20 protein-coding genes and 1 tRNA gene are annotated in these 25680 nt (G+C 49.1%); 13 read left to right on the forward strand and 8 right to left on the reverse strand.

Features of this window, described 5'->3' with window-relative positions:
- Nucleotides 1–48: 48 nt before the first annotated feature.
- Genes BUA93_RS02490 through BUA93_RS02510 form a run of 5 tightly spaced genes read right to left on the reverse strand, consistent with a single transcriptional unit; the run spans nucleotide 49 to nucleotide 5857 of the window.
- On the reverse strand, nucleotides 49–1029 hold the full coding sequence (locus BUA93_RS02490; protein WP_072977108.1) for a hypothetical protein: 981 nt from the start codon (nucleotides 1027–1029) through the stop codon (nucleotides 49–51).
- Between the two features lie 27 nt (nucleotides 1030–1056).
- On the reverse strand, nucleotides 1057–2403 hold the full coding sequence (locus BUA93_RS02495; RefSeq protein ID WP_072977110.1) for a DUF1302 family protein: 1347 nt from the start codon (nucleotides 2401–2403) through the stop codon (nucleotides 1057–1059).
- A complete protein-coding gene (locus tag BUA93_RS02500; protein WP_072977112.1) occupies nucleotides 2400–4799 on the reverse strand; it encodes an efflux RND transporter permease subunit in 2400 nt (799 codons plus the stop codon). The genes BUA93_RS02495 and BUA93_RS02500 overlap by 4 nt, the downstream gene beginning before the upstream one ends.
- Nucleotides 4800–4819: 20 nt before the next feature.
- Nucleotides 4820–5608, reverse strand: coding sequence for an outer membrane lipoprotein-sorting protein (locus tag BUA93_RS02505; RefSeq protein ID WP_072977113.1), 789 nt, complete (start codon nucleotides 5606–5608; stop codon nucleotides 4820–4822).
- Nucleotides 5609–5620: 12 nt separating this feature from the next.
- Nucleotides 5621–5857: a hypothetical protein gene (locus tag BUA93_RS02510; RefSeq protein ID WP_072977115.1), complete on the reverse strand. Its 237-nt coding sequence runs from the start codon at nucleotides 5855–5857 to the stop codon at nucleotides 5621–5623.
- A 148-nt stretch (nucleotides 5858–6005) separates the two neighbouring features.
- Here BUA93_RS02510 and ispE point away from each other — a divergent pair, with 148 nt between their 5' ends.
- The 5 genes from ispE (at nucleotide 6006) to guaB (ending at nucleotide 9910) form a co-directional block, all read left to right on the forward strand.
- The gene (ispE, locus tag BUA93_RS02515) at nucleotides 6006–6875 is read left to right on the forward strand and encodes a 4-(cytidine 5'-diphospho)-2-C-methyl-D-erythritol kinase (protein WP_072977116.1); all 870 of its coding nucleotides are present in this window, start codon (nucleotides 6006–6008) and stop codon (nucleotides 6873–6875) included.
- Between the two features lie 48 nt (nucleotides 6876–6923).
- Nucleotides 6924–6995 (forward strand) — tRNA-Gln (locus BUA93_RS02520).
- A 39-nt stretch (nucleotides 6996–7034) separates the two neighbouring features.
- Nucleotides 7035–7646 carry a 50S ribosomal protein L25 gene (locus tag BUA93_RS02525; RefSeq protein ID WP_072977118.1) on the forward strand — a complete coding sequence of 204 codons (612 nt, stop codon included), beginning with the start codon at nucleotides 7035–7037 and terminating at the stop codon, nucleotides 7644–7646.
- Nucleotides 7647–7783: 137 nt separating this feature from the next.
- Entirely contained in the window at nucleotides 7784–8338 is a 555-nt protein-coding gene (gene pth, locus BUA93_RS02530) for an aminoacyl-tRNA hydrolase (protein WP_072977120.1), read from the forward strand.
- Between the two features lie 114 nt (nucleotides 8339–8452).
- Nucleotides 8453–9910: an IMP dehydrogenase gene (guaB, locus tag BUA93_RS02535; RefSeq protein WP_072800790.1), complete on the forward strand. Its 1458-nt coding sequence runs from the start codon at nucleotides 8453–8455 to the stop codon at nucleotides 9908–9910.
- A gap of 183 nt (nucleotides 9911–10093) precedes the next feature.
- Here guaB and BUA93_RS02540 read toward each other — a convergent pair whose 3' ends face one another.
- Entirely contained in the window at nucleotides 10094–11365 is a 1272-nt protein-coding gene (locus tag BUA93_RS02540; RefSeq protein ID WP_254793814.1) for a GGDEF domain-containing protein, read from the reverse strand.
- Between the two features lie 134 nt (nucleotides 11366–11499).
- Nucleotides 11500–11988, reverse strand: a complete 489-nt coding sequence (locus tag BUA93_RS02545) for a GNAT family N-acetyltransferase (protein WP_072977123.1) — start codon at nucleotides 11986–11988, stop codon at nucleotides 11500–11502.
- A gap of 108 nt (nucleotides 11989–12096) precedes the next feature.
- Here BUA93_RS02545 and bioA point away from each other — a divergent pair, with 108 nt between their 5' ends.
- The 4 genes from bioA (at nucleotide 12097) to bioD (ending at nucleotide 16490) form a co-directional block, all read left to right on the forward strand.
- Nucleotides 12097–13407: an adenosylmethionine--8-amino-7-oxononanoate transaminase gene (gene bioA, locus BUA93_RS02550; RefSeq protein WP_072977124.1), complete on the forward strand. Its 1311-nt coding sequence runs from the start codon at nucleotides 12097–12099 to the stop codon at nucleotides 13405–13407.
- A 79-nt stretch (nucleotides 13408–13486) separates the two neighbouring features.
- Nucleotides 13487–14308 carry a 6-carboxyhexanoate--CoA ligase gene (locus tag BUA93_RS02555; protein WP_072977126.1) on the forward strand — a complete coding sequence of 274 codons (822 nt, stop codon included), beginning with the start codon at nucleotides 13487–13489 and terminating at the stop codon, nucleotides 14306–14308.
- Between the two features lie 221 nt (nucleotides 14309–14529).
- Entirely contained in the window at nucleotides 14530–15747 is a 1218-nt protein-coding gene (gene bioF / locus BUA93_RS02560; protein ID WP_072977127.1) for an 8-amino-7-oxononanoate synthase, read from the forward strand.
- Between the two features lie 47 nt (nucleotides 15748–15794).
- Entirely contained in the window at nucleotides 15795–16490 is a 696-nt protein-coding gene (gene bioD, locus BUA93_RS02565; protein ID WP_072977129.1) for a dethiobiotin synthase, read from the forward strand.
- Nucleotides 16491–16518: 28 nt separating this feature from the next.
- On the opposite strand, the gene BUA93_RS02570 is transcribed toward bioD, so the two are convergent.
- Nucleotides 16519–17400, reverse strand: coding sequence for a LysR family transcriptional regulator (locus tag BUA93_RS02570; RefSeq protein ID WP_072977131.1), 882 nt, complete (start codon nucleotides 17398–17400; stop codon nucleotides 16519–16521).
- 732 nt (nucleotides 17401–18132) lie between these two features.
- Between BUA93_RS02570 and BUA93_RS02575 the strand changes: the two genes are divergently transcribed.
- The 4 genes from BUA93_RS02575 to BUA93_RS02590 all read left to right on the forward strand — a co-directional run bounded on the left by BUA93_RS02575 (nucleotide 18133) and on the right by BUA93_RS02590 (nucleotide 25589).
- Nucleotides 18133–19971 (forward strand): type I restriction-modification system subunit M, encoded by a 1839-nt coding sequence (locus tag BUA93_RS02575; protein ID WP_072977132.1) that lies wholly within the window; start codon nucleotides 18133–18135, stop codon nucleotides 19969–19971.
- A 107-nt stretch (nucleotides 19972–20078) separates the two neighbouring features.
- Nucleotides 20079–21365 carry a restriction endonuclease subunit S gene (locus BUA93_RS02580; protein WP_072977134.1) on the forward strand — a complete coding sequence of 429 codons (1287 nt, stop codon included), beginning with the start codon at nucleotides 20079–20081 and terminating at the stop codon, nucleotides 21363–21365.
- A gap of 47 nt (nucleotides 21366–21412) precedes the next feature.
- Nucleotides 21413–24385, forward strand: a complete 2973-nt coding sequence (locus BUA93_RS02585) for a type I restriction endonuclease subunit R (RefSeq protein ID WP_072977136.1) — start codon at nucleotides 21413–21415, stop codon at nucleotides 24383–24385.
- A 193-nt stretch (nucleotides 24386–24578) separates the two neighbouring features.
- Nucleotides 24579–25589, forward strand: coding sequence for a PDDEXK nuclease domain-containing protein (locus tag BUA93_RS02590; RefSeq protein WP_072977137.1), 1011 nt, complete (start codon nucleotides 24579–24581; stop codon nucleotides 25587–25589).
- The last annotated feature ends 91 nt before the right edge of the window (nucleotides 25590–25680 follow it).

Genomic DNA, 25680 nt, shown 5'->3' on the forward strand with positions numbered 1-25680 from the left:
TAGGCTCCGTATTGCATTTTTATATTTAGTAAAAAGACTGAAGGAAAATTAAAACAGGTGCTTCCACTGGAAACCTAATGTGTAGAAAATCCATTCCCTACCGCTGTAGGTCATTTGGGGCTCGTATTCTACGTCTTTGTATTTTTCGTGGAAACTGCGGCGCGACTGGAAATCAAAAAGCACAAAAAGCTTGTCTTTCTTGCTAAAAGTGATTTCGGCCATGGGCCAAATGTCGATGGTCATAAAGTCTCCCTTGTAGCGAGACGAATAGTCGCCGAAATCGCTGGACTTATAATGGCCCGAAAGCGTGGTACCGACGCCGATCATCGAAAGTTTCAAAGGCATTTGGTAGCCTACAAAATATTCCTGCTCGTACACCCAGCCGCTCGCCAAGCCTTCGGAGGCCTGCCATAGCCAAACATCGCTGTCGGTGCCAGTCAATTTCTGGTAGCCGGCTTTGTAGGTTGCCGTAGCGACAACGTGGTGCCAGTCGCCTTCCCAGAGGGCGGCGAGGTCGAACATAAAGCAGCCGCTGACCCAGCCGTACAAGTACCAGTGCGCAAAGGGAGTCATGTCCTTGTATTCAGGCTCTGCTGCATTGTATGCAGCCATGCCTTGGAATAAATCGAACGCGTTCCAGCCGGTTCCTGCCGTGCCGCCGATCGCTAGTTCCAAAAAGGCAATGGGCGATACGGTAATCGATGCGACGGGTGCGACCGTAATGGGTGAAATTTCTAGACCCATATTGAAGGTTACATGGTTGTCGGCGGTGAATTCGTCGTCGCCACGCAAGAAGGGGAGCGTATAGGCCGCGTCAAATTCAGCAACGGCCTCGATTCCGTCGTAAGGACCGCTGATTCCTGAGACATGGCTTGAACCGCGGTGGTGTTCCACCTCGGGGTAGTAGGCGGCAGATACCGTAGACGAAATTTCCCAGGGGGATTTTTCTTGTGCAGTATCGGCCGCTTCTTCTGTAAAAAGGAGACTGCAACTAAATAGTGTCGCAATATGTAAAGCTAGTTTATTCATACTAATTCTCCTTTTTTTACCTCGTTCTTAGAAACTCATTTTCCCTTTAAACGTGACGCTACTATAATCGCGGTAGCCGCCGTACATTCCGTATTTATACCCTCTAAAGTACAGGTCCCCGATCAGACTCAGCGTGATGGCGTCGGTCAGCTTGTAGTCGATTTCAAGTTCGCTTGCGCTGGAGAAATACCGCAGGTCTAGTGCCCCCGATGCCATGAGTGTCAGTGTCTCATTCAAGACGGACTTTTCGATACTTAATGTTGCCTGATGTTCGTAATCTCTTCTGTCAAGGTTGTCGTTGTAATTGAAAATTTTATCCATCACGTACTGTGCGGTAATGGTCCAGCCACCGCTCGGTGTCCAGTCAAGGCCCGCGAGGCCTACTGCTTGATTCTTTCGCTCGCTTGTAGGAATCTTGTTTTCGTTAACGAATTTTTCTAATTGGTAATAGGCGGTTGTTTGGATATGCCGTTTTGGGAAAAAAGCGCCTTCGAATCGGAATACAAGGTCTCCGTAAGGAATTGCGGCGTCGGCACCGACCATGTACATCCTCTTGTATTCACCGGAAACAAGAAGGGTGTCTAAATCGTTTTCCTCATAGAATTCGTTTATGTAGGGAGAATACCTAATCAACGGAAGGTCATCCCACCCGTAAAATCCATATAGAGACAGGTCCGCGAACGACGTGTAGGCGCTTGCCCGCAAGGCTAGTTCGCTCTTAGAAAGTTTCTTTTCTGGAAGTTCGAAGTCGTTGTACTTTTCTGGAACACCAACTCTCGATCCATCAAATTTTCTTGGGAAAACTTGACTGTTGAGCGGGTTTCCACTCGCGAGTGGGAGAATACTTGGCGTGAAAAATGGAATCCAGTACGCATCGATTTGAGTCTTTTCGGTCAAGAGTGAAAGACGTACGGCGTCGATTCCGAGTTTAGACTCGTTGTAGTCGCTTGCGACAAAGCTTGATTCGTCTCTCGGGTTGAGTACATCGGTAATCTGGATGTCGTCAGCCTTTCCCCACGATACAATTTGGCGACCGATTCGGAGGGCAAGCATTTCGCCTTTCCAGTCGATGTAGGCTTCGCGGAGCTTTAGGGCGTAGGTGCCGTCGTCAGCAACGAATGCAGAAGAGCCGTTTGTCGATTGACTTCCCAAGGCGTCGTGGACAATCTGGCCGTTCACGTAAACCATTGCTTCGTCCAGGTACGATTTGATTGAGCCGTCAAAGATCGTCTGGCCGAGTAGAAAATCACCCTTGTTGTGGTGCGTGTTCGGGAGTCCAACTCCCGCCTGTGCGGTGAGGCTACCCAAGAAGACTGTTTCTTGGCTACAAACGGTTGCGGCAAGAGCTAAGCCGAGGGCGGTGAATCGTTTCATACATTCTCCTTTTCTTTGCCGAAGGGGTTGGCCACATGCAAGAGCGCCGGTGTAATGGTGTAGTCGGCAAGCAATGCACTCGAAAGGCCTATGATGATTAGAATACCTAGCACCATCAAGAAACGCATCGGGCTGAACAGGTAGACACTGAACATGGTGCATAGGATAATTGTCGTCAGGAACATGGTCGAACCAATTTCGCGGAAGGTCGCTTCCATCGCCTTGACGCAGGAACCGCTTTGTTCGTAGCGCATTTTAAGGTGCGTCGTAAGGTGGATGGTGTCGTCGACGGCGATGCCTAAAACTAGCGGCATTACCGTGATGGTGCTGAAATCAAGCGCAAAGTTGAAGTAGCCCATGACACCGCCTACCAAAATAACTGGAGCCACGTTCGGAATCATGCCGATGAGCCCAAGCTTTAGGCTAGAGAATGCGAGAATCAGCATGATGGCGATAATCAGAAGCGAAAATCCGAAAGATTTCAGGCCTCCAAAAATAATACGGTTGCTCATTTCGGAATACCGGATCATGTCACCTAGAAGGGTGCATTTAGCGCCCGGGAACAGTTCAGCAAGTTTTGCCTTCAACGACTCCATATTAGCGAGCGCTTCTTCTGTGGCGAATTGTGTCATGTCCACATTGACAACGGTCGTCTTGAAGTCTTCGTCCATCGCGTCGCTGAAATCCTCACGCATTTCGATAGATGAAAGTTCCATCAGCTGAGCAAGCACATATTCGTCTTCGGGAACGGTGTAGAAAGAATCTTTTCCTTCGTTCAGGGCGCGATTCATTTCTTTCAAGATGCTTGTCGCTGACTCCACACGAGCCTTGCCGCCCGACCACTTGGTAAGCGAAAGTGTCCCCAGGTAATCTTCTAGCTGTAATAGAGCCTTCATGTTTTCCGGTTTCTTGAAGGCACCTTCTTCGTCATAGGAAATCATAATTTCGTAACTGTACTGGTTGCCGAGCTTTGTCTTGAGCATTTCCTTTGTTTCTCGGATGTACGACATCTTGTCGCCTGTTATAGTAAGGTAGTCCAGTTGCGCTGTCATTTTAAACATCCCGGGGATAAATGCGACGATAATCAGTGCCGTAACAACGATAAAGGCCCTCTTCTTTTTATAGACGAATTTCGACCAATCAGAGAATTTTGTGTCTAACTTGGTGGCGCCTTCTTCGAGATTCGCCTTGGGGGCGCGGTCTTTACCGAAAGAAAGTAAAATCGGAATTAATGTGGTTACATAGAGATAGATGGCAAGTACGACCAGGGCCGATGTTTTGCCCATCCATTCCAGGGGTTTCATGTCGACAAACAGGAAACTCACGAAAGATGCCATGGTCGTAAGAACGGTAAACAGCACCGGCCATCCGCATTCCTCGACACACTTGATTGCCGATTCTTTGCGCTTGCCTGTGCGTCTAAAGAACAGCTTGAACATCTTGATATAATGCACCGAATAACCCACCGCAAGGGCCATGCCGAGAACGACCGGCAGTGTCACGAGGGCGGAATCGGCTTTTGCTCCAAAATAAGACATTGCGCCAAAGACCGATGCAATGGCGCTGAGGGTTGCAACGGCAGGCACAACGACGCCAAAAACGTTGCGCAGGCACAAGGCCAAAAACAAAAGCATCACGCCGATGCTACAGAGAACCCTGATGCCGTATTCGGGGACTTCGTAGCGGTCTTCGTTGGCATTGTCAAACGGCATGCCACCACCGTAAAGCTTGAAACCCTTATTTTGGAATTCGTCACTTTCGATGATTTCCATCAGCTTGTATCCGATGGCAACCGAGACTTCTTCTGGCACGCCGTTGAATTTTTCGTCGAGTTCCTTTCCTTTAAACGGGTGTAGCGATAGGGAAATCCAAGTTTCTCGGCCGTCGTCACTCACGAGGGCGTTTACGAGTGCATTCGTCTTCTCGCTTCCGCGCATCACGAGTGCGCGCGCGTGAGCCAGCTCCGCAGAATCCGAGGGAATGCCGTTCTCGTAAGGTTTCTTGATTTCGAAACCTTCTTCATTGCCAACAGGAATGTCGACATCGATAATCGAGGTGAGCCGGTCTGCAAAAGGAATTTCGTCCTTCATCCGGGTCCCGATTTTGTCGATGACCTTCAGTATGTCTTCGCTAAAGACGTCTCCGTCCCCTTGCTTTACGAGCAAAACGCCAACGCCGTTCAGGTTTCCAAAGATTTCTTCGTATTTCTTTGTGTTTAGCGTTATGTCGTCGGAATCACCGAACCAGCCGTCTTCGCCAATGTCGAGTGCAAACTGACTTAAGCCGGAACTGCAGATGACGGTAACGATGATCAGGGCAATAAGAACTTTCCAGCGATGGCGTAGCTGGGTACGTCCAATCTTGCCGAAAAATTGACTGAGCTTTTCGACGTTCATATTCAACTCACCTGATGAATCTACTTGACCAGTTCGCGTTCCAAGGCACTCACCGTAAAGTAACTTTCGTTTACCTTTTCGTCGTATTTCAGGTTGTTGATTTCGTAGACGGTCTTATGGTTGGTCTGCACATTGGTCATGGTCATTTTCAACGTGGTCCAGTAACCCTTGACCTGCTGAATGTTTTCGCAGGAGAGTGTCTTTTGTAGCCGATTCTGCTTGTCGTAGTATTCGCCCTTGCGGACCACGTAGGTCTTTTTATCAACCCAGGTGATACGGCGGCTGACTTTCGCCTTTGCGTCTTTTGCCTTGGCTTCCAGAATCCAGCAGTCAACACCGTTTACCTTCTCTTCGCCGAGAAGGGCGAAGTTGTCCTTGGAAAGGCTGCGGGTGCCCAGGTCGTCGTAAGTAAAGTCCGTTCCCTGGAAGTCGTCGTCCTTGCTGGAACCAGAAACCCGGCGCACCTTTTTCATGGCCGGCAGGTAAATCCAGCTGTCGCTATCGACGGTGGAACCGTCGGCTTTGTCGGGGTAGTCGTAGGTGAGGTAGCTGATTCCCGCCACGTCTCTGGGTGTCTTGAATACAAGGACCGTCTTGTCGGTGGAGCCATCCTTCATGGTGTAAGAGGCGATTTCTCGGTTGCGGGTCTTTCCGTTTTTGTCGATCAGGGTAACCGAAATGGTTGCGGACGATGTTTTTCCGGAAGGTAAGTCGTGGACTTTCTTGGCAATTTCGGTTGCCGACTGGGCAAAGGTAGTTGCCGCATACAATAAGCTAGTGCCGAGCACTTTTAAAAACAGATTCTTCATATTTTCTCCTTGTTACATCTTGATGATGATTGTGCCGATGAGCTTTTGGTCGGCAGGGTCGTCGGAATCCAGAATTTCGGTGAGTTTGCCGTAATACAGCCCGTTGCTGCTTTTATAGATGAGTACGGTGGCGTAAGGCTTGTCGGTATCGGGGTCGATGGCGGTCCATGGTCCTAGAATTTTGTCGACCTGGGCTTCCGCCGCCAATATGGCAAGGCAAAAGAAAATGGTGAAAACGATTTTCTTCATAATTTTCTCTTCTTTTGGTTTTTACAAGCCTTGGGCTTATTTAATAGTTAGAAACTATCATCCCCTAATATATATTGTTTTTTTTTACGGTAATGAAAAGTTTGTCCTAGGTATTCCAAATTGGAATATTTTTACTAAGTTTAACGCCATGAAAGAGTACGCTCCTGCTAAGATTAATTTATTCTTAGATGTCATCCGCAAGCGTGAAGACGGATATCATGACTTGGGCACGTTGTTCCAGACTGTTGACGCGGGCGATACCGTAAGTGCCGAACCTCGACACGATGGTCGCATTACGCTTTGCTACAATGAACCGCAAAATTATCCGCTGGAATCGGACTTGGTTTACAAAGCTGCCAAGCTCCTGCAGCAGGAGTCGGGCACGACCCTTGGAGCCGACATTTATTTGAACAAGGTAATGCCTTTAGGAGCAGGCCTTGGTGGTGGTTCTGCAGACGCTGCAGCAACGCTTCGTTTGTTGAACCAGCTGTGGAAGCTCAAATTCAAGTTTGAAAAGCTCGAAGAAATCGGTGCCCGTCTCGGGGCCGATGTGCCGTTCTTGGTGCGAGGCGGCACAGCTTTCGCCGAAGGAATTGGCGAAAAGCTCACATTTGTAAAGCCGTTGCAACTGACGGGTGAACAATATTTGCTCGTGGCGACTCCACTTGATTCCGTGCCAACTAAGGATGCCTATGCTGGTGTGCCCAAGTCCGGCCCGGACCGCTGGGAAACTTACAGGGCAAAGTGTATGCGCGCGGGCGGCAAGACCGCGTCGATCGACTTTGCGCTTGCCAATTCCTTCAACGCTTTCGAAGAGTCGGTGTTCCCCAAGCATCCGCTTGTCGAAGAGATGAAAAACGAGTTCAAGCGCCTCGGGGCGAAATCCGTCCTGATGTCGGGGTCGGGGGCGTCGGTTTTTGGCGTCTTTGATTCGCGTAAACAGGCTAAAGAGGCTGCCGAAGAGCTGAAGCCGATCTCCAGGTACCAGGTTGTAACCCGCTTTTTTGAGGGATTTTAGCTAAAACCCTTTGAAATTTTGGCGAAAATGCTATATTTGCGCCACCATTGGGGTATCGTCAAGTGGTAAGACAACGGATTTTGATTCCGTTATTCGTTGGTTCGAATCCAGCTACCCCAATGAATTTTTTTTAACCATTTACTTAATTGGAGTAAAATTATGGAACTCACAAAACTCGCAGCAACCTCGAGAGTGCTAGGCAAGAGCCGCGACTGCGCCCGTCTCCGCAAGGAAGGCAAGATCCCGGCTGTCTATTATGGTAAGGGTCAGGAGTCTGTGAATATCAGCGTTAGCGCAATCGATGTTCGCAAGGTTCTCGCCCCGGGTAAGCGTTACACGCTTCTCGACCTGGAAATTGATGGCAAGGCCGGCAACGCTGCCGTAATTTATAACTACCAGAAGAATCCGCTGACCCAGGAAATCGAACACATTGACTTCCTCAAGATTGAAGAATCTTCCAAGGTCAAGGTTCGCGTTCCGGTCAAGCTCTCCGGTCTTCCGGTTGGCGTCAAGACTCAGGGCGGTACCTTCGCTCAGCAGAACCGTTACATCCAGCTCGCTGCTGAACCGGCCAAGATTCCGGCTGTCCTCGAAATGGACATCTCCGACTTCCCGGCTCCGACGACCTTCTACGCCAAGGATTGGAAGCTCGCCGACGGTATCGAACTCGCTTGCCAGCCGCGTACCGTGATCTTCACGATCTCTGCCAAGAGCGGTAAGAAGGCTGACGACGCTGCTGCTGAAGCTGCTCCGGCTGCCGAAGCTAAGTAATTGCATCAAGCAATCGAAATTGGACCTGTCTGCTCCGTGCAGGCAGGTCATTTTTTTAGGCTCGAAGCATGAGCTATTTACTATATTACCGTTTACCTCACACCTCAAAGCGCCTTTGGCGCGACCTCATACCTGTTATGTACATCATCGTTGGTCTCGGAAATCCTGGTACTCAGTATTCAAACGCTCACCACAACGCGGGCTTTATGGCTGTAGAAAAGTTGGCCGACCCGAACAAGGACTGGAAAAGCGAACACAAGGCGCTTACCATGAAGGTGAACATCGCGGGCGAGGAATGCCTGTTGGCAAAACCGCAGACCTACATGAACCTGTCTGGCGAAGCAGTGCAGGCCCTGATGACCTGGTACAAGGTGAAGGTTGATCATCTGCTGGTTTTTAGCGACGATATTAATTTGGATGTAGGCCGTATCCGTTGCCGCAAGGACGGTAGCCATGGCGGTCAGAATGGGCTCCGCAACATCATTGAGCATGTGGGCGACAAGTTCCCGCGCATCCGCTTTGGCGTGGGCAAGTGCCCTCCGAAATTTGACCTCAGCAACTGGGTGCTCGCCAAGTTCTCGCCCGAAGACCGCCCCATATTCGAAGAGGCCATTGCAAAAGTGCCCGCGCTTGTGGAATGCTACTTCAAGCTCGGCATCGAAAAGTGCATGGAACGGTATAACGGCAAATAGGGCGATTTCGACGCTGCTCATCGCTAAAACGCTCTTTTTTACACATTTCTAGCGGTTTAGAGCTAGGATTTAAAACCGAAAATTACTATATTCTATGCGCAAAAGAGGTACTATATGAAACTTTTGCCAGAAGCTTTGACGTTTGACGACGTCCTCCTTGTTCCCGCAGAATCTTCTGTTCTTCCGGCTCAGACCGATGTGAGCACTCAGCTCGCCCCGAATATCAAGCTGAACATTCCTATCATCAGTGCTGCAATGGATACCGTGACGACGGCTCCGCTCGCTATTTCCCTTGCTTTGCAGGGTGGTCTCGGCATTATCCACAAGAACATGTCTATCGAAGACCAGGCCGAAGAAGTTCGCAAGGTCAAGCGTTGGCAGTCCGGTATTGTTACGAATCCGGTGACGCTCGATGCCGATGAACCGGTATCTGCTGCTTTTGAACTCCGCGCCCGCAACAAGGTGAGCGGTTTCCCGATTCTTTCCAAGGGTAAGCTCGTCGGTATGCTCACGAGCCGCGACCTCCGCACCGTGAGCGACATGAACGTGAAGATTCGTGCCGTGATGACCAAGAATCCGGTGACGGCAAGCCCGAAGGTGAGCCTCGCCAAGGCGAAGGAAATCCTCGCCGAAAAGCGTATCGAAAAGCTCCCGCTGGTGGATGCTTCCGGTGCCCTGAAGGGCCTCATTACGATGACTGACATCTTGAAGCGCGAAAACAACCCGAACGCAAGCCTCGACAAGAACGGCCAGTTGCTCGTCGGTGCCGCTGTCAGCACTTCCGCCAATACTCTTGAACGCGTGGCTGCTCTCGTGGATGCCGGCGTCGACCTGTTGATTATCGATACGGCTCATGGCCACCACATCGGTGTGCGTAACATGGTGAAGACCGTTCGCAAGAAATATCCGAAGCTCACGATTTGCGCCGGTAACGTCTGCACGCCGGAAGCCGTGGAAGAACTCGCTAAGTGCGGTGCGAACATCGTCAAGGTGGGTATCGGTCCGGGGTCCATCTGCACGACCCGTATCGTGGCTGGCGTCGGTTACCCGCAGTTCTCCGCCGTGGTGGAATGCGGCAAGATGGCTCGCAAGGTCGGCGTGAAGATCATTGCTGACGGTGGCCTCAAGTTCTCTGGCGACATCGTGAAGGCTCTCGCTGCTGGCGGTCACGCCGTGATGGTGGGCTCTCTCTTTGCCGGTACCGAAGAAGCTCCGGGCGAAGTGATTCTCGCTGACGGCCGAAGCTACAAGAGCTACCGCGGCATGGGCTCTCTCGGCGCCATGAAGGCAGGTTCTGCCGACCGTTACTTCCAGGGTGGCGTCCAGGAACCGCGCAAGTTTGTTCCGGAAGGCATCGAAGGCCGTGTTCCGTACAAGGGACCGCTCCGCGACACCGTTTACCAGCTGATTGGCGGTATTCACTCTGCCATGGGTTATGCCGGTGCTGCTAACCTCGAAGAACTCTACAAGAAGGCTACGTTCGTCCGCATCACGGGCGCAGGCCTCCGCGAATCTCACCCGCACGATGTGACCATCACGAAGGAAGCTCCGAACTACAGAACGGGCGACTAATCCCTCTTTTAAAAAGAATTAGAAAGCGGCGGGCATTAGCTCGCCGTTTTTGTCATTTATGCTCAAGTAGAAAAAACATTTGTTGGCTAACTGGAGAACCAACGTCCAAAAATATTCGCTAAATGTGAACCTTATTTTTACAGTTGTATTGCCAAACTCAGTATAAGTTGGAAATACTTAATTTTATTTTTCGAACGGAACTAAGGTAACGCAGTTCCTTTTTTTCTTGGACACATAGAGCGCCTTGTCGGCATAAGAGAGCATGTCTGAAACCGTTCCGTCTCCGAATGTTCCGCCAAAACTCATCGTTAACTTTACATTCGGGTAATCTTTCAGTTTGATTTTTTCTGCCTTGGCGCGCATCTGTTCAAGTCTGATTTTTAGCACTTCATGACTGATTCCCTTGAACGAAATTAAGAACTCGTCGCCTCCATAACGTACTATGCGGTCCAGATTACGAACAGATGAATTCAGTATCGATGCTACCGCAGTAAGTGCGGCATCTCCACACTGGTGACCGAAATTGTCATTAACGTCTTTGAAAAAGTCGATATCAGCCATTACAACGGCTTGGCTGTTGCGTGATGATAGTTTGTCGTCAAAATACTTGCGATTCATTACTTGTGTCAATGAATCCCTGTAGATTTTGTCGTTTATTTCCGTGATTTCGTTATGCTTGTCGGCAAAACCGAATAAAGTTGTTTCTTCACCAGTTCGAACAACCTTCATTTCGACATACTGGCCGAGTTCGTTGTGAAATATTTTTGACAAACTATTGCCGACTGGCAGGTATTCTTTGATATAGGACTCGTCTGTCACTTCTCGAATGCTATCCCGATCCTCTTCGAGAACGGACGTATTGATAAGTTGTTCAACAAGAGCCTTGAATGTAGGTTGTTCTTTTATGAGGCTTAGTGCGTTTTTGATTCGACTGCTTGTGCGAAGATATTCCACTTTTTCAGTTACAAAATCGACTCCGATAACGGAGGTGAATCCGTTCATGAGCGCGTTAATCATATTTTGCTGTTTGCGGTTCTGCTCCAGGAGTTCCTTCTCTTGTTCCAGCTTTGTCATTTGCGCGTTCACGTTTTCGACAAGGTACAGGACTCGGCGTAGAGGCTTTTCATTACCGATGCGGACAAATATCGCCTTGCTCCAACCGTGTATCTTTCCGTGAAAAATTTCTGAAATAACATTTGTATTTTTCAGGCGTTCCGGCAATGTTGAAAGTGTCGTAAAATTCTTGATGGTTTCAACACTTTCTGGGCATGCAAGGTTTACCATGATATTGGTAAGACTTTCTTGTAGGGTGGTGCCGCATTTCATGAATTTATCGATGAATTGGTTGGTCTTGATAGGGAATGCGGTTTGATTCTCAAGGTCAAGTACATGCATCGAAATGTACAGCTCAGTTGCGGCGTAAGTTATAGCTGTGAAAAATTCCGCAGTGTTCACAGGAAAGTCTGCTATAAATTTTGGGCAATTGTCCATAACGGTCCTTGATGAAAACAATTACTTTTGATGTTTAAAATATATTCTTTTCAATGAAAGTTGTTTTATTTTTTTTCAAAAACTAGGTTTTGAATTGTTTAAAGTTCGATATAGTGGGGGATGATGTCCTCGTAATTCCCGTCCTTGAGCAAGAACCCTTTGGGAATCACGCCGAGTTGCGTAAAACCGAGTTTCTTGTAGAGCTTGAGTGCGGATGTGTTTGTGGCGACAACGGCGTTGAACTGTAAAATCCGGAAGCCGATTTCTTTAGCTTTTGCGAGGCAATCTTTCACGAGAAATTCACCGATGTGCTGGCCGCGCTTGTTCTTCTTGACGGCGTAGCTTGCGTTTGAAATGTGCCCGCAGCGTCCAACATTGTTCGGGTGGAGAATGTACAACCCGACCACTTCGCTGGAGTCTGCATCGGTGGCAATGCCTGTAAACGATTGTGACTTGAAAAATGCGTCTCCAGTCAGCGGGTCAAGAGTTTCCTTCTGCGGGAACGCGATTCCGTCTTCGACAATGTCGTTCCAGATTGCAATGGCGTCGTTGATATATTTTTCGCTGTAGGCTTCGATTTTGAGCATTCTTTTTATCCTTTTAAAAGCCCAAAAAATACTTTTACAAGTATCTTCTTCATAAGGAAAAATATATAAAATGTGCTCGGAATAGGAATTTTCTATATTTGAATCTAAATGGAAAAGCTACTTGATTTTGATAGCGCGCATTTGTGGCATCCGTATGCGGCGCTGAAAAATACTCCGGCTAGGTTCTTGGCAAAATCCGCTCATGGAACGACGATTGAAACGGCCGATGGTCTGAAATTGATCGATGCTGTATCGAGTTGGTGGTGCATGGCGCACGGGCATAATGCCCCTGAAATCGTCGAAGCGATTCAAAAACAAAGCGAAAAGATGTGCCATGTGATGTTCGGCGGTTTTACGCACGAACCCGCGATTGAGTTGGGTGAAAAGCTGGTGAACTTTTTGCCCGAAGGCTTGAACAAGATTTTCTTCGCAGATTCGGGAAGCATTGCTGTGGAATGTGCCGCCAAGATGGCTGTACAATATCAGTATTCCCTCGGTCATCCGGAACGCTGCAAGTTGGTCGCCTTGAAGGGTGGCTATCATGGCGATACCGCAGGCGCGATGGCGCTTTCTGACCCTGATGGAATGCATACGCTTTTCCGTGGAATCATGCCGCACCATTACTTTGCGGAACGCCCGAACTGCCGTTTTGACGAGGCTTGGAACCAGTCGGATTTCGCATCGATGGAGCAAGTTGTCGAAGATCATAAGGGTGAAATCGCTGCCGTGATTTGCGAGCCTGTTTTTCAGGGTGGAAACGGCATGTGGCTTTACAATGCAGGTTACTTAAAGGCCCTTCGCGAACTTTGCGATCGTTACGGTATCTTGCTTATTTTGGATGAAATTGCTTCGGGCTTTTATCGCACGGGCCCGCGATTTGCGATGATGCATGCGGGAATAAAGCCGGACATCATGTGCATAGGCAAGGCGCTCACGGGCGGAAGCATTACCATGGCGGCTTGCGTTGCGTCCGAGAAGGTTGCCGAAACAATTACGAATAGCAAGATTCCTGCGTTTATGCACGGCCCCACTTACATGGCGAATCCGCTTGCCTGCGCTGCGGGAATCGCGTCGCTTTCGCTGTTTGAAAGTCGCGATTATGCGGGGAAGGTTGCTCGAATTGAATCTCGCCTCCGTGCGAACCTTGAACCGCTCCGAGCGCTTGAAAATGCGGCCGACGTGCGTGTTCTCGGCGCTATCGGAGTCTTGGAATTGAAGGCGAAACCTTCAGCGGAAGATATCTTGCGCGTGATTCGCGAAACCGGCGTGTGGCTCAGGCCTTTCTGCAATTACGTCTATACGATGCCTCCGTTCATTACAACCGATTCTGAAATCGACCGCATCTGCGAAGCGATCAAGATGATTGGCGAATGTGAACCCGCGCCTGTCGTAGAAGGCGAAGACGAATTTCATGAGTAAGTAGACATCCTGTCATCCTGGAGAGGCAAGGTTGGTGAGCTTGCCGAACCACGCCCCGATAGGATCCATTGAGATTTTTATGGAATATTATAGTTTAAAAATGCGTGCCTCGCAGCAAGTGGGCGAGGGCGAACAAAAGCATGAACAACACATTTCCGGTGCCGAACGCATTGTGGGCCGTGACTCTGTAGAAGCGGTATGTTCAGCGATGGTGCGTCGGGCCATGACGCATTCCAAAGGCGACCCGGATTTTATCAACGTGAAAATCGAAAAGGTTTGTGAAAGCGATATCCAGATTTTGAAGGCCTTGCCCGTGACGCGTGTAGATGTGGAATCTTGGCAGGAAGGGCTGGAGAAGGCTTTTGGGTTGGTCAGCAAAGCTGTGATGGAAGTTCATAAAGAAAGTTCCCTGAGCGTGCCGAAGGGAACGAGTGAAAAAGCCTGCCTTCAAAACTTCGCCGCAAATTTGCCAGAACTTTTGCGGGCAACGTTCCCGATGCGTGGTGCGATGCTGTATGATATCGCGACGGGTGAGCGCCTGGAACCTGACCACGAACGCGGCGTGCGGGCGACTTATATGGACGCGCTTCATTCGAGCGAAGTGGATAGTTGCAAGAATCACTTTAACGAAGCCATCGTGCTTGCGACCAAGGTGGCGAACGCCCCCGGAATGGTGGCGGAATTTTGCGTGAGCGATGACCCGAATTATGTGACGGGCTATGTGGCGAGCAAGGAACTCGGCTATGTACGCATCATGAAGATGAAAGAAATGGGCGATGAAAACGGAGGCCGCATTTTCCTGTTCGACTCGCGCAAGGCTAAAGCCGAAGAGTGTATCGAGTACTTGCAGAAGAAAAAAGTGCTCGTTGATGTCTCCTCGAGTCTTCCTGGAACGAAGTGACGGGATCCAGAGTTGATTTTTCAATAACAAGTCATCTCGAAAAAAATGGATTGTTCAGTAACAAGTCATCCTGGAGTGACCGTAGGAACGATAGGATCCAAAGAGAAATAGAAAGGCTAGATAGCCATCCTGAGTGGAGAACCGAAGGAAAATGGTTGAGTGCTTCGTAACAAGTCATCCTGGAGAAGCTAAGCTTCGAACGGGATCCAGAGAAAATTAGCATGAAAGAGAAAATTTTAGACTTATTTACAAGAGATGCGTTAGAGACTGCGCGTGCGAACAACACTTACCGCTCGATGCGCTTGATGGAAACGCCAGAATCGTCGCGCGTGAAAATCCGCATGCCCGACGGCACTTCGCAGGAGCAGATTTTACTTGCTTCCAATTCTTACCTGGACTTGGCGAACGTCGATGAACTCAAACAAGCGATGGCTCAAGCGGTTCTGGAGTGGGGGACTGGTAGCGGGGGTGCCCGCCTTACCACGGGCAACAAGACTCCGCATCAGAAACTGGAAGAATTTATCGCGAAATTCAAATGCGAAGAATCCGCTATTACGTTCAATACGGGTTACATGGCGAATGTCGGCACGATTTCTGCTTTGTGCAGCAAGAACGACTTTATCTTTAGCGATGAATTGAACCACGCGAGTATTATTGACGGAATCCGCCTTTCCCGCGCCAAGTGCTTTGTCTATAAGCATAACGACGTGGCGGATTTGCAACGGGTGATTCAAGAAGCGGAAAAGTCTCGTGCGTATGAGCCCACGTTGCCGGTCCCTCGCAAACTCATCGTGACAGACGCTGTTTTCAGCATGGATGGCGACCTTGCGAACCTGCCGGAACTTTTGCGGATTGCGCATGAAAGCGAATGCCTCCTGATGATTGACGAGGCGCACGCCACGGGCGTGCTCGGCAAGACCGGGCGCGGACTTGCCGAGCACTACGGCTGTGCTCATGCCGATGTAACTGTCGGCACATTGAGCAAAGCCGTCGCCGCCGAGGGCGGCTTCGTGGCGGGCAAGCAACAGCTGATTGATTTCCTCCGCAACAAGGCCCGTAGCTTTATCTTCACGACGGCGATGCCCCCTGCCGTTGCCGCTGCCGCCTGCAATAACTTGCGCTACATTGATGCGCACCCGGAACGCGTTCAGAACTTGCGCGAAAACGTGAAATTTTTCTGCGATGCCTTGCTACATGAAGGCGTGAACGTCGTGCAGTCCCCGTCTGCGATTGTTCCGATTGTCATCGGCGACGAAGCCCGCGCACTCAAAATATCCGCCGCTCTCCAAGATGCGGGAATACTCATCCCTGCAATCCGTTACCCCACCGTCGCCAAGGGCCAAGCCCGTCTACGCGCAAGCCTAATGGCAACGCACACGCACGAACAACTTCAGATTGCTGCAACAACCATTGCTCAAATAATAAATGATTGCTTGTGAAGCGTCGCTATTCCTAACCACTAATCACTAACCACTGTTTACTTTTTATGTCCAAAGGATATTTCGTTACAGCTACCGGAACGGATGTCGGCAAGACCTTCATCACCGCCCTTCTCGTAAAAAAGTGGCGCGATTCCGGTATCGATGCGGGCTACTACAAGGCTGCCCTCAGCGGTGCAGAACTCCGCGACGGCAAATGGGTCGCAGGTGATGCCGATTACGTGAAGCGCATCGCGAATCTTTCCGATACGCAAGATCAGCTCGTGAGCTACGTCTATAAAAAAGCTGTCTCGCCGCATCTCGCCGCCCGCAAAGAAGGCAACCCCGTAGAAATTGCGAAAGTCCAGGCCGATTTCGAAGCAGCAACTAAACGACACGAATTCATTTTCGCCGAAGGCAGCGGTGGAATCATTTGCCCCATCCGCTATGATGCCGACGAATCTAGCAACGCATCAGGAGCATCGAAAAAAATATTCCTCGTCGATATCATGAAAACGTTAGGCTTTCCGCTGCTTATTGTTACGACAGCGGCCCTCGGCTCCATTAACGCTTGCGTGCTCACCGTAGAATACGCCCGTAGCCGCGGCCTCGATGTCCGCGGGCTCATCGTAAACCGCTACGGCTCTAGCGGCAACCTGGAAATGGAAGACGACAACATCCGCATGATGCAAGACTTGACAGGCCTCGAAATCCTTGCGAAAGTCAAAGACGGCGACACCGATTTAGGCGTGCAACCGTTTTAAACCTTAAAAATGGGGCGCTTGTCCGCTTCTATTCCCCCAGCACGTGTCGGAGCGTGTCGAGGAAAAGTTCCCCCGCCCGCGTGAACTGCTGGCCCCGCCGCCAAATGATGTACATGTTGGTGGTGAGTTCGGGCATAAGCGGCCTGAAGCACAGGCGCGAACTGCGGCTCGTATCCACAAGGCCGTCGAATGTGAGCAAGTAGCCCGTCCCCTCCTTCGCAAGCACCGAACCGTTGTACGAAAGATCCAGCCCCACAATCACGTTCAGCCTCGAAATATCGTCGCCGAACCACTTCGGCAAATCCGCCACCATCGCCTGGCGCGACGCCATCAGCGGCTTGTCGAGCAAATCCTTCGGCTCAATGAAATCCCGCTTGGCCAAAGGGTCGTCACGACGCATCACCACGCCCCAGCGGTCCACCGAACGCACCGCAAGGCAGTTGTACTTTTCCAAATCAACGTTGTCTACAACTACCGCGAAATCAAAAATGCCCTTGTCCAGCTTTTCCAGGGCGCGCTCGCTGTCGCCCGAATATAAGTTGTACTTAATCTTCGGATAATCGTCCCGGAGAATCGCAATGCACTTCGAAAGAAAATTCACGTTCCGCGATTCCGCGCAGGCAATAGCAATTTCACCCACCACCTCGTCTTCCTTCAGCGACTTGAAATCCTGCACCGTCCTGTCGGCCATCGAAAGGATATCCTCCGCACGCTCCCGCAAGAGTTCCCCCGCAGGCGTCAGCCGAATCGCGTAGTTCGTGCGCTCGAAAAGCTTCTCGCCCAGTTCCTCCTCCAACTCCTTGAGCTGGCGACTCACCGTCGGCTGCGTCACGCAAAGATTATCCGCCGCGCGCGAGACATTCCCCAACCGCGCCGCCTCCAGAAAATACCGTAAAACTCGAAGTTCCATACCCGAAAACTAATAAAATTCAAGCCCCGCGGGTATGAATTTGCAAAAATAATGCCCGGAAGGAATAACTGATTGATTTGATGGTGGGGGAAGAATCCCCCTCGCTTCCATCGCCAGTCCCAGTGACAAAGGTCCCTGAGCCTGCCGAAGGGCCGCTACCCCCTCGCCTAAGGGGCTCCGCCCCCTAAAACCCCCGGCTTGTCCCGCCCGCCCGCTCAAATGTCATGCCCTAGTCATCCTGGAGCCGCAATGCGGCGATAGGATCCACTCTGCATCGACTTTCCTTGCGTCATTCCCGCGATTTCTCTCGTCATCCCCGCGTCTTTTCTCGTCATCCCCGCGATTTCTTTCGTCATCCTCGCGTAGGCGAGGATCTCCCTCTCGCATATTTATATATATTTCCCATTGACATAGCCCCATTCCTCGCGGTTTGGGGCGCGAGTTTAACGTTGAGTTAGCTCTTATTCTCGGAACCGAAAATCTGGAAAATTTTCAAAATACAACGAGGATAAGGCGAACACTCACGTCCAGCAATGGGCGTGGGTCGTTTGTGCTTATTGTTGTATTTGGTTTTCCAGAGCCACGGTTCCAGTAAGTGCATTCGACGCCACGCTTTTTCTTGCGAACGCGTGGTTGCCGGGCGAGATAAAGGTCATTGAGCTTGCCGAAATGACCGCGGAATTTTGCTTGCAGTTGAATGCACCAGTATAAGGGCTAGCAAATGAGGCCCTTATGGATAACACGCAGCAGTTCAACAAGCTGGTCAGTTTTATGTGGAATATCGCCAACGACGTGTTGGTGGATGTCTTTGAACAGGTCGATTACAAGAAGGTCATTCTCCCGATGATGGTGCTCCGCCGCATCGACGTTCTCTTGGAACCTACGAAAGAGGCCGTTCTCAAGCAGAAGGCCGAACTCGACAAGCAGAAGATTGTGAACTACGAGCCGGTGCTGACCGCTATCACCAAGTATCCCTTCGTGAACGTTTCGAAGTTTACGATGCGCACGCTGACGGCAGAGACGAACCCGAACCGCCTGAAAATGAATTTCCTGGAATACATCGACGGTTACAGCAAGGATGTCCAGGACATTGTCAAGAAGTTCGAACTGTTGCCGACCATCGACAAACTTACCGAGAACAACCGCCTGGGATCCATTCTCGAAAAGTTTACCGACAAGTCCATCAATTTGGGAATCTTGCCCCTAAAAGATGCAAGCGGAAAAGAAACTTTGCCCGGTGTCGATAACCACATGATGGGAACGGTGTTCGAGGAACTGCTCCGCCGCTTCAACGAAGCTTATGCGGTGACTAGCGCCGGTCGTCACTTTACGCCGCGCGACATGGTAAAGTTGCTTGCCGACTTGACGATTCTCCCGATTGCGGACAAACTTGAAAATTCGACATACACCATTTACGACGGAGCCTGCGGTACGGGCGGAATCTTGTCGGTTGCCAAGGAGAAAATCCTTGATATGGCACGTGAACGCGACAAGAAAATCAAGATTCACATTTTCGGTCAGGAACTGATGCCCGATACTTACGCTACCTGCAAGGCGGATATCATGATTTCGGGCCAAATCAAGAGTTTCAGTTATTCGTTGAACAAGCAGCAGCGCGACTATATCGCTTTTGGTTCGACCATTTCGCAAGATGGTCACATTGGCGAAACTTATGATTTCTGCATTTCGAACCCGCCGTTTGGTACGGCATGGAAAGAAGACCTCAAGAACTGGGGGATTTCGGACAAGAAGGAAATCACCGACAGCCGTTTTGTGCTTTCGGACGACATAAACTTTGTCCCCGACATTGGCGACCCGCAGATGCTCTTCTTGGCGAACAACGTGAGCCGCATGAAGGAAACGGAACTCGGCACCCGCATCGTGGAGGTGCACAACGGAAGTTCGCTCTTTACGGGCGACGCAGGCTCGGGTAACAGCAACTTGCGCAAGTATATCATCGAAAACGATATGCTCGAAGCGATTGTCGCCATGCCCGAAAAGGACTTTTACAACACGGGTATCGGTACCTACATCTGGATTGTCACGAACCGCAAGGAAAAACGCCGCAAGGGCAAGGTGCAGTTGATTGACGCAACCGCCATCAAGACTCCGCTCCGCAAGAATCTGGGCGAAAAGAATTGCGAAACGAACGAGGCAGACCGAGCAAAGATTTTGAAACTCCTGATGGATTTCAAGGAAACGGAACAGAGCAAGATTTTCGACAATTCCGAATTCGGTTACTGGTCTGTGCCGCTGATGAAGCCTGTATTGGACGAAAATGGAAAACCGGTCAAGGACAAGAAAGGCAATATAAAATATAAGGCGAGCCGTAACGAAACGGAACAGATTCCGATGAACTATCCGGGTGGAATCGAAGGTTTCTACGAGAACGAAGTCAAACCCTATACGCCTGACGTGATTTTTGGCGAACCCACTGTGGGTTACGAACTCAGCTTTACCAAGTATTTCTACAAGCCTGTGGAACTCCGCAGCCTGAAAGACATCAAGAACGACATCATGAAACTGGAACGGCAAACCGAAGGTGCCCTAGCGGAGATTCTGGAAGAGTAAGGATGAACACGTCATTGCGAGGTACGTTGTGACGAAGCAATCTCTTATTCGAGTGTCATCCTGAGCGGAACTAAGTGGAGTCGAAGAATCTAAAGGAATTTGTCTATATGAGAAAGTATGCGCGATATAAAGATTCAGGAATCTCTTGGATAGGAGATGTGCCGGAGCATTGGGAAACGAAACGTTTGAAATATGTTGTCGATGAATTTTGTAAAGGAAATGGAATTACAAAAGAAGAAGTTTTCCCAGATGGTGATATAAAATGTGTTCGATATGGGGAAATCTATTCTAAATACGATGTTTCATTTTCTGATTGTTACTCTCTAACAAAAAATAAATTTATTGCGTCTCCACAGTATTTCTCATATGGAGATATTCTCTTTGCGGGTACGGGGGAACTTGTAGAGGAAATTGGAAAAAATATTGTATACCTAGGAAATGAAAAATGTTTGGCTGGAGGAGATATAATTGTTGCCAAGCATTCACAAAACCCATCGTTTCTTAATTATGCACTAGAAAGTAAGTATTGCCGAATACAAAAGAGTTATGGGAAAGCCAAGTTGAAAGTTGTTCATATTTCAGCAGGTGAAATCGGAAATATCGTTATTCTTCTCCCTCCGCTTCCAGAACAAAAGACGATTGCGGAATACCTGGACAAAAAGACTGCGCAAATCAATGAACTTGTTTCGGCAAAACAGAAACAAATCGAACTCCTGAAAGAATACAAACAATCCGTTATCGCAAATGCCGTCACAGGCAAGATAGACGAAAGACGAGAGAAACGCAAATGGAAAGATTCTGGCATTTCTTGGATAGGAAAAATCCCTGAAAACTGGGAAGTGGATAAATTGGGACATCGCTTTATTCAAAGGAAAGAAAAAGTTTCCGATAAAGATTATCCGCCATTGTCAGTATCTAAAATGGGTGTGACTCCGCAATTGGAAAGTGCTTGCAAAACCGATGATGGAGATAATAGAAAGTTGGTTCTGAAAGGGGATTTTGTTGTTAATTCTCGTTCAGACCGAAAGGGATCTTGCGGTTTATCCGAATTAGATGGTTCTGTTTCCTTGATTAATATTGTTGCTACGCCACGTAATATAGATGGGCATTACATTCATTACTTGTTTAGGAGTAATAATTATATAGAAGAATTCTATCGTATGGGTCGAGGGATTGTGGCTGATTTGTGGACCACGCGATGGAGCGAAATGCGAACAATTATGATTCCTGTCCCTCCTCTTTCCGAACAAAAGGAAATTGTCGCCTATATAGAGAAGAAGGTTTCTTCTATCGATTCTCAAATTGCGTCCATCGAAAATCAGATTGCGAACTTGAACGAGTATAAGCAAAGTTTAATAAGTGATGTGGTTACAGGCAAGGTAAAAGTTTGTTAGTTCACTTCGGCAAGCTCAGTGAACTTAAAAGAAAAGAGGTTTGATATATGTCGACGGATACTTCAGAAAAGGGTCTCGAAACTCTCATCGAAAAATGTCTTCTTGAGACTAACGGCTACTATAGGGGTGTGCCGTCCGATTACAGCACCGATTACGCCTTGGATTGCGACAAGTTGGAGCTGTTCCTTTGCTCCACGCAAGAAGACAAAGTCCAAAGAACTGTAGATTTCAAGAATCCGCATATCCGTCATTCGTTCTTTGACAGGCTTAAGAACGAAATCACCAAGCGTGGCGTCATTGACGTCATCCGCAAGGGCTACAATTACAATACCACGCACTTCGACATGTATTACCCGTTCCCGTCCGAGTTGAGCGAATCGGGACAAAGTTATTACGACAGGAACATTTTTTCCGTTACGCGCCAGGTTCACTTTAGCGTCGCGAACCCTGACTTGTCTATCGACATGGTGATTTTCATTAACGGCATGCCTGTCATCACCATCGAACTCAAGAATCATTATACTGGCCAGACCGTGTTGAATGCGGTGGCGCAGTATTCTAACCCGAATGAACGTAATCCCAAGGAATTGCTACTGCAGCCTAGGCGTTGTGCTGTCCATTTTGCCGTAGATGACGACAACATCCGCATGTGCACGGAATTGAAGGGCAAGGAATCGTGGTTCCTGCCGTTTGACAAGGGTGTCGATGGCGGTGCCGGCAACCCGGTAAATCCTGGTGGCCCGCGAACGGCCTACTTGTGGGATTATGTGCTTACAAAGCAGACTCTCTCCTACATTGTTGAAAACCTGGCTCAGGTCGCAAAATTTACCGATGAAAAGGGAAGAGTCGTCAAGGAATCGGTTGTGTGGCCCCGCTACCACCAGCTTGATGCCGTCCGTTATCTGGTGCAAGAAACCAAGTCGCATGAACTGGGGCAAAAGTTTCTGATTCAGCACAGTGCGGGTTCGGGTAAGTCGAATACGATTACGTGGCTTGCCTTTATGCTGGCCCAGCAACTGCGCGGAACGGAAAAGCTGATGGATTCCATCATCGTCGTGACTGACCGCGTGAACCTCGACAAGCAAATCCGCAACAACATCAATGCCTATAACCAGCTCGGCAATATTGTCGGCTGGGCGGATTCTTCGGAAACGCTTCGCAAGGAACTCACTGCGGGCAAGCGAATTATCATCACGATTGTTCACAAGTTCCCGTTTATTCTCAAGGAAATCGGTACTGCTCTCGCTGACCGCCGTTTTGCAATCATCATTGACGAAGCGCATAGCAGCCAAAGTGGCTCGCTCTCGGCTAAAATGAACATGGCGATTGCCGGTGTCGATGTCGAGAACGAGGAAGATTTTGAGGATATCTTGAACAAGACCATCGAAGGCCGCAAGATGGTGAAGAACGCAAATTACTACGCCTTTACCGCGACCCCAAAGAACAAGACTCTCGAAATGTTCGGAAAAAAGATTCCGCAGCCCGATGGAAAACCGAAATTCGAACCGCACCACAATTACACCATGCGCCAGGCCATTCAGGAAGGCTTTATCTTGGATGTGCTGAAAAACTATACGCCGTACCAGAGTTACTACAAGGTCGTTGAATCGGAAATCATCCGCAAGCGAAAGGAAAATCCCGAATTTGACCGCGACCAGGCGCAAAAGAAAATCCGCTGGTATGTGGAAAGTCGCCCCGAAACGGTCGAGAAAAAAGCCGCCATCATTGTAAACCACTTTATCAATAACGTCATCAACAGGAACAAGGTGGGTGGACAGGCCCGTGCCATGGTGGTGACTGCCGGAATCGAAAGAGCGATTGATTACTATTACGCCATTTCGAAGCAGTTGCAAGATATGCGTAGCCCGTATAAGGCTGTTGTCGCGTTCAGCGGGAAAAAGATGTATCACGGCAAGGAAGAAACCGAGTCGAGCATCAACAAGTTCCCGTCTGCCGATATCGAAAAGAACATGAAGCTGGATCCGTATCGCATTCTCGTTGTCGCTGACAAGTTCCAGACCGGTTACGACGAACCGTTGCTGCACACAATGTATGTCGATAAGGGCTTGACTGATATCAAGGCCGTGCAGACGCTTAGTCGCTTGAACCGTTGCCACCCAAAAAAGAAGGACACGTTCATTCTCGATTTCGCGAATGATCCCGAAGATATCAAGGAATCGTTCCAGCGCTATTACAAGATGACGACGCTTGCGGGCGAGACTGATCCGAATAAACTGAATGACCTGATTTTCGAACTGGATGAATTCAACATTTACACGCAAGCTGAAATTGATTTGTATTGCAGAAAATATCTGGGTTCATCCCCGCGCGAAGAACTGGACCCGATTATTGATACGTGCGTGGAACGATTCAAGAATGACCTGCAAGAAGAACAGCAGATTGCCTGCAAGAGCGCCATGAAGAATTTCGTGCGCATTTACACCTTCCTTGCCGCCATTATGCCGTTTGGTAGTGAGGATTGGGAAAAACGTTGGACGTTCTACAAGTATCTTGTGATGAAATTGCCCAAGCTGAAACGCGAAGACTTTACCGAAGGCTTGCTGGAATCAATTGACTTTGACCAGTTGCGAATTGTGGAACAGGAAGCGGCAAAAATTTCCCTTGAAAACGAGAATGCCGAAATTGCGCCCGTGCCGACGGGTAATGGAGCCGCTGGCAAAAAAGAACCGGACCTTGTCAAGTTGAGCGATATTCTGGAAGAATTCAACCAGCGCTATGGCGGCGTGGAATGGGAATATCCCGATAAAGTCAAGAAGGATATTGACGAATTGCCCAAGGAGCTTGCCGAAAATGAAAGCTTCGCCAACGCCGTTTTGCATGCCGACGAATCGACCGTGCAAATCGAAGGCGGCGACGCCCTGCAGCAAATTATCGTCAAGAACATGGCCGCCCGTTCGGAACTCTTCCGCATATTCCTAGAAAACCAGGAATTCCAGAACTTCCTCGTGGAACGCGTGATTAATGCTGCGAGAACGATGGTGAGGGGCGCTGCAGGGTAGAATGAATAACCCCAGTGGTTATGTAAAATTTTCTTACTCCCCTTGCCAATTTTGATAGATTTAGATACATTACCGCTGAACGCATCTCGCTGTTTTAAGGCGAGGTGCGTTTTTGCGTTAGATCGGCTTGTCGGTTTTGCAAGAACGCCTCAAACGTTAACTAGCCGTTTTTTTGCGGCTAAATGGAGGCTATATGGCTAAAAAAGTGGCTAATCATAGGGAAGACGCTCTTTATTCTCAAATTGCGTCGATTCTCGAACAGAACCGTAAGTCTGTTGCTGTTGCCGTTAATACGGCGATGGTGCGCACGTATTACGAAATCGGCCGTTCGATTGTCGAAAATGAGCAAAAGGGTAACATCCGCGCAGAATACGGAAAAGAAGTCCTCAAAAATCTTTCTGCCAGGCTTACTGCAAATTACGGTAAGGGATTTTCGCAGAGAAACCTGGAGCAAATGCGTCAGTTTTTCTTGATTTACTCCAAGGAGATTTCGCAGACAGTGTCTGCGGAATTCACCCTCAGCTACTCCCATTACTTGTTCCTGATGCGTATTGATAATCCCGACGAACGGAAATTCTACGAAATTGAGGCGAAAAACTCGAATTGGAGCCTGCGGGAACTCAAAAGGCAGTTCGATTCCGCGCTTTATGAGCGGCTCGCCGTAAGCAAGGATAAAGAATCGGTGAGGGAACTGTCTAAAAAAGGGTGTATCGTGGAGTCCCCGGCGGACATTGTCAAGGATCCCTACATTTTGGAATTCTTGGGACTGCCGGAACAGTCCGAATATTCGGAAACCGAACTGGAAAGCAAGCTCATCGACAAGTTGGAGTCTTTTTTGCTTGAACTGGGTAAGGGGTATACTTTCGTGGGACGGCAGTCGCGGATTACGCTGGACGAAAAGCATTTCTTTGTGGACCTTGTTCTTTACAACAGGCTGCTGCAGTGCTTTGTGTTGGTGGATCTGAAGATTGGCGAACTCACGCATCAGGATTTGGGCCAAATGCAGATGTATGTGCACTACTATGACCGCTTTGTAAAGCTTCCGCACGAAAATAACACTATCGGCATCGTTCTTTGCAAGAAAAAGTCGGACTCCCTTGTAGAAATCACTTTGCCCGAAGGCAATTCGCAGATTTTTGCCAGCAAGTATCAAACTGTGTTACCCAACAAGGAACAGTTGATAGAGTTGATCGAAGAGAAGTAGATGCTAAAAAATGCCCCTCCTTTTTATGCTGATCAAATCTATGCCTTACAAGCATATCTAGTTATGAAAACAAAGTATTTGCAATATCTGA

Origin of the sequence: Fibrobacter sp. UWH4, assembly GCF_900142475.1 — a bacterium.
In the GTDB taxonomy this organism is placed as follows: domain Bacteria; phylum Fibrobacterota; class Fibrobacteria; order Fibrobacterales; family Fibrobacteraceae; genus Fibrobacter.

Excerpts from the sequence above, each read along its gene's own strand:
- BUA93_RS02590 (WP_072977137.1), top strand. The coding sequence starts at position 24,579 with ATGGCTAAAAAAGTGGCTAATCATAGGGAAGACGCTCTTTATTCTCAA.
- BUA93_RS02490 (WP_072977108.1), bottom strand. The coding sequence starts at position 1,029 with ATGAATAAACTAGCTTTACATATTGCGACACTATTTAGTTGCAGTCTC.
- bioD (WP_072977129.1), top strand. The coding sequence starts at position 15,795 with ATGTCCAAAGGATATTTCGTTACAGCTACCGGAACGGATGTCGGCAAG.
- BUA93_RS02570 (WP_072977131.1), bottom strand. The coding sequence starts at position 17,400 with ATGGAACTTCGAGTTTTACGGTATTTTCTGGAGGCGGCGCGGTTGGGG.
- ispE (WP_072977116.1), top strand. The coding sequence starts at position 6,006 with ATGAAAGAGTACGCTCCTGCTAAGATTAATTTATTCTTAGATGTCATC.
- BUA93_RS02545 (WP_072977123.1), bottom strand. The coding sequence starts at position 11,988 with ATGCTCAAAATCGAAGCCTACAGCGAAAAATATATCAACGACGCCATT.
- BUA93_RS02585 (WP_072977136.1), top strand. The coding sequence starts at position 21,413 with ATGTCGACGGATACTTCAGAAAAGGGTCTCGAAACTCTCATCGAAAAA.
- BUA93_RS02580 (WP_072977134.1), top strand. The coding sequence starts at position 20,079 with ATGAGAAAGTATGCGCGATATAAAGATTCAGGAATCTCTTGGATAGGA.
- BUA93_RS02575 (WP_072977132.1), top strand. The coding sequence starts at position 18,133 with ATGGATAACACGCAGCAGTTCAACAAGCTGGTCAGTTTTATGTGGAAT.
- bioA (WP_072977124.1), top strand. The coding sequence starts at position 12,097 with ATGGAAAAGCTACTTGATTTTGATAGCGCGCATTTGTGGCATCCGTAT.
- BUA93_RS02525 (WP_072977118.1), top strand. The coding sequence starts at position 7,035 with ATGGAACTCACAAAACTCGCAGCAACCTCGAGAGTGCTAGGCAAGAGC.
- BUA93_RS02555 (WP_072977126.1), top strand. The coding sequence starts at position 13,487 with ATGGAATATTATAGTTTAAAAATGCGTGCCTCGCAGCAAGTGGGCGAG.
- BUA93_RS02510 (WP_072977115.1), bottom strand. The coding sequence starts at position 5,857 with ATGAAGAAAATCGTTTTCACCATTTTCTTTTGCCTTGCCATATTGGCG.
- BUA93_RS02495 (WP_072977110.1), bottom strand. The coding sequence starts at position 2,403 with ATGAAACGATTCACCGCCCTCGGCTTAGCTCTTGCCGCAACCGTTTGT.
- pth (WP_072977120.1), top strand. The coding sequence starts at position 7,784 with ATGTACATCATCGTTGGTCTCGGAAATCCTGGTACTCAGTATTCAAAC.
- BUA93_RS02500 (WP_072977112.1), bottom strand. The coding sequence starts at position 4,799 with ATGAACGTCGAAAAGCTCAGTCAATTTTTCGGCAAGATTGGACGTACC.
- bioF (WP_072977127.1), top strand. The coding sequence starts at position 14,530 with ATGAAAGAGAAAATTTTAGACTTATTTACAAGAGATGCGTTAGAGACT.
- BUA93_RS02505 (WP_072977113.1), bottom strand. The coding sequence starts at position 5,608 with ATGAAGAATCTGTTTTTAAAAGTGCTCGGCACTAGCTTATTGTATGCG.
- guaB (WP_072800790.1), top strand. The coding sequence starts at position 8,453 with ATGAAACTTTTGCCAGAAGCTTTGACGTTTGACGACGTCCTCCTTGTT.